The sequence below is a fragment of the Sphingomonas bacterium genome, assembly GCF_903643065.1.
In the GTDB taxonomy this organism is placed as follows: Bacteria; Pseudomonadota; Alphaproteobacteria; order Sphingomonadales; family Sphingomonadaceae; genus Sphingomonas.
The window spans coordinates 1-3,555 of record NZ_CAHJWX010000316.1 but is presented as its reverse complement, the minus strand read 5'-3'; the positions used below and the strand labels follow the sequence as shown (position 1 = coordinate 3,555).

Genomic DNA, 3,555 nt, shown 5'->3' with positions numbered 1-3,555 from the left:
CAGGGTAGCTATGTACGGACGGGATAACCGCTGAAAGCATCTAAGCGGGAAGCCTCCCTCGAGATAAGATTTCTTAGGACGGTCGGAGACCACGACCTTGATAGATCGGATGTGGAAGTGGGGTAACCCATGGAGCTAACCGATACTAATCGTCCTATTCGCGCTTGAGAGTCCCACACCATCACCGACAGCCCTGGGCTGGTGTTGGCGTGGATGAATGATCCGCCAATGTGCACGCATCGATTGAACCCGTCCCATCCGCTGGTCCTCCATCTGGGCGACCGGCACTCACCGGCTTTATTGCCTGGTGGCCATAGCGTTGGTGTACCACCCGATCCCATCTCGAACTCGGCCGTGAAACCCGACTGCGCCAATGGTACTATCGCTCAAGCGATGGAAGAGTAGGTCGTCGCCAGGCATTGTGGCCGGTGAGCGGGACGGATCATCAGAACCCATTCACAATTCTTCCCCGCTCGGCTTGTGCCGGGCACGGCGGTGACGCGGGATGGAGCAGCCCGGTAGCTCGTCAGGCTCATAACCTGAAGGTCGCAGGTTCAAATCCTGCTCCCGCAACCATCTTAACGAAAGCCCCGCTTCCAAAAGAAGCGGGGCTTTCGTCGTGTTTGCAAACGTATGTCGCAAGCAGTCGATCTTGCACAGATTGGATCGTCGCTTGATAGGCGGATTCTTGTCAGCGCGTCAGCGACCCCACCGCGACATCAAGTCGCCTGGTCGCGTCAGACGACAGCCCTACCAAGTGATCTGCTGTTCCGCTCCACCGAACCGCACCAGCCTGGATGGCTGGTTTCCCTTGCCGTCGATCAGCCGCGTGGCGAAGCGGAGCGTCGGCGGCATGCCGGGATAGCCGCCAATTCGCGGCCCGATCGTCAGCCGGCGCGCCGTGTCGTTCCAGCGCAGCGGGATGCGCGCGGCCTCGCCGTGTCGATAGCCGTCGCCATCGCCGGCATCATCGTACAGCGTGAACGCCCCGTCTCGACCGGCGTAGATGCGTAGCTCGATCGTTTCGGGCCTCGCGGACGAACGATCGATCCCCGGCGTCATCGGAATAATCGCGCCGGCTCGGGCGAAGACCGGTACATCGCCGAGCGGGCAGGGGAGGTCGATCGCGCCGCCACCGGCATGGCGCTCGCCGGTGTCGAGCGCGTACCAGTCCTGCCCGGCGGGAAGGTAGACCGCGACGGTCTTGCGCGCGGGCGGCGTCATCCGCGCGCGGCCGGATGGCGTGATCCATTCGAACCACAGGCTGACGACGTCGGGCGTCGGCTGGCGCTGCTCCAGCCGGAACGGGTAGACGCGCCCCGCCTTCAGCGTTAGCGACACCTCCCAGCGCGCGTCGCCGTCATGCGCCTTGAACGACACGCCGCCGTTCGCACCGTCGTTGACGGCGGGCGCGGCGATGCCGTCGATGACGGTGCGGCCATCGAGCACCAGCCGGATCGCGCCCTTGCCCTGGACGACGAGCGTGTGCGCGCCCGTCTCCTCGGCGCGCAGCCGGCCGGTCCAGCGGATCGAGTAAGGCTTGCCGGCCAGTTCGCCCGGCAGATCGCCCGACCAGCTCATCTTCAGCTCGTCGGTGTGGCGCGACGCGACGCGGCGCTCGAACGCCGCGCCTTCGTAGAAGGTGACGTCGGCGGCGGGCGCGTCGGTGCCTTGCACCGCGCGGCTGGGCAGGAATTCCTGGATGTTGACCGGCGCGTGCTCCAGCGGCCGGTCGACGACGCGGACCATCAGGTCGCGGCCGACCATGAATTGCGCCGGATGGTCGCGCACCGCGACATCATGCGGGAAGTCCATCGCTAGTCCACGCAGTGGCGTGCCGCCGTCCAGCGCCGCCTCGGCCGCCAGCGAGTAATGATAGGGCAGCAGCGCGTAGCGAAGCCGCAACGCCTGTTCGAGCGCGTCGTAGACCGGCGTACCGGGTTCGCCGAACCGCCACAGCTCGCGCGAGATGTGCGTGCCGTGGGCGCGGAACACCGGCAGGAACGCGCCGAACTGGAACCAGCGGACATAGAGCTCGCGATAGGCGGGGTCGGCAAGCCCGACGGGATAGCGGTGGTTGGTCAGGAAGCCGCCGATATCGCACGTCCACCATGGGATGCCCGCCATCGAGAAGTTCTGCGCCGCGAGCACCTGCGCCGACAGCGTGCCCCAGCTGGCGAAGATGTCGCCCGACCAGGTGATCGCGCCGAACGCCTGCTGCCCGGCATAGGCGGAGCGGCTGAGGATGACCGGGCGCTTGGCGAGCACGTCGCGCGCCAGCCCCTCGCTCAAGCCCTGCGCCTGATACCAGCTATAGGTCAGCAGGTTCTCGGCGATCGGCCCCGCCGCCTCGCGGCCGTTGGCGATAAAGGAGGCGGCGGTGCCGTAGCGCTCGCCGGTCGACTGGAACTCGGGTTCGTTGCCGTCGGTCCACAGGCCGTCGAAGCCGTGATCGATCACGCCGCCCTTGACGTGGCGCCAGTAGAGATCGCGGGCGGCGGGGGCGCTCGCGTCGAACACGCGACCACCGCTCCAATGCTTGCCGGGGAACAGGAAACCCGCCGCCGCCATGTCGCGACCGATCGCGGTGTTGGGGCCGAAGGCCGGCCAGACCGAGATGACGACGTGCGCGTCCTGCGCGTGGACATGATCGACCATCGCGCTCGGATCGGGGAAGGTCGCGGTGTCGAACGTCATGCCGCTGAACCGGTCGTTCTCGCCCCAATAATGCCAGTCGAGCACCACCGCATCGAGCGGCAGCTTGCGGCGGCGATACTCGTCGACGACGCCGGTCAGCTCGTCCTGCGTCGCGTAGCGCTCCTTGCTTTGCCAATAGCCATAGGCCCATTTCGGCAGCAGACGCGCTGCGCCGGTCAATGCCCGATAGCGGCCGATCACCGCGTCCATGTCGGCGCCGAGGCAGACATGGTAGCGGACCAGATCGCCGGCGACCGAGTGATAGCCGAGCGCGGTCCCGCGCGAGCGGAAGAAGGCAGCGGTGCCGGTGTCCCACAACAGCCCCCAGCCGCCGGTCGAGGACAGGAACGGGTTGACCGCGTCGCTGTTGGCGTGCGCGAGGAACACGTCTTCGCCACGATATTCGGGCACGGGCGCGCGGAACTGGCCGAGGCCGTGAAGTCGCTCGGTCGCGCCGATCGTGAAGCCCTGGCGGCGGGTGGCGGCGACACCGGGGATGACGTCGGGCTCGGCGCTCTCGGCGATGCGGAGCGTGCCGGCGCCGTCGAGGAAGCGGACCCGGCCGCTCGCCTTGTCGACCTCCGCGACGATGCCCTCGCCGACGAGACGCAGGACATGCGCGTCCTCCTCGAACCGGATGGGTGGCGCCGTGTCGACAGGGTGCGCGAAGAAGCCGCCGCCCAGCGCGAGGCGACCGGCGGGGCATTTCACCACGCTCGTCACGCCGGCGAGCGGCAGCCGCACGTCGGTCACCTCGCCGCCGCGATGGAGACGGACGCCGCCCGGGTGACGCTCGATGCGGAGTGGCCCGGTCGCGGGGCGTGGGGCCGCGCCCACCGCGAGCCCTGCGAGCGGGTC

The 3,555-nt window shown here is 67.8% G+C and carries 1 protein-coding gene, 1 tRNA gene and 2 rRNA genes; 3 read left to right on the top strand and 1 reads right to left on the bottom strand.

Features of this window, described 5'->3' with window-relative positions; translation table 11 throughout:
- The 3 genes from HUU95_RS11120 to HUU95_RS11110 all read left to right on the top strand — a co-directional run.
- Nucleotides 1-168, top strand: a 23S ribosomal RNA gene (locus tag HUU95_RS11120); the annotation flags it as partial.
- A gap of 135 nt (nt 169-303) precedes the next feature.
- Nucleotides 304-418 (top strand): 5S ribosomal RNA (rrf, locus tag HUU95_RS11115).
- Nucleotides 419-499: 81 nt separating this feature from the next.
- A tRNA-Met gene (locus tag HUU95_RS11110) sits at nt 500-576 on the top strand.
- A 174-nt stretch (nt 577-750) separates the two neighbouring features.
- Here HUU95_RS11110 and HUU95_RS11105 read toward each other — a convergent pair.
- Nucleotides 751-3,555: TIM-barrel domain-containing protein (locus HUU95_RS11105; RefSeq protein ID WP_174280175.1), on the bottom strand; the 2,805-nt coding region annotated here is incomplete at its 5' end.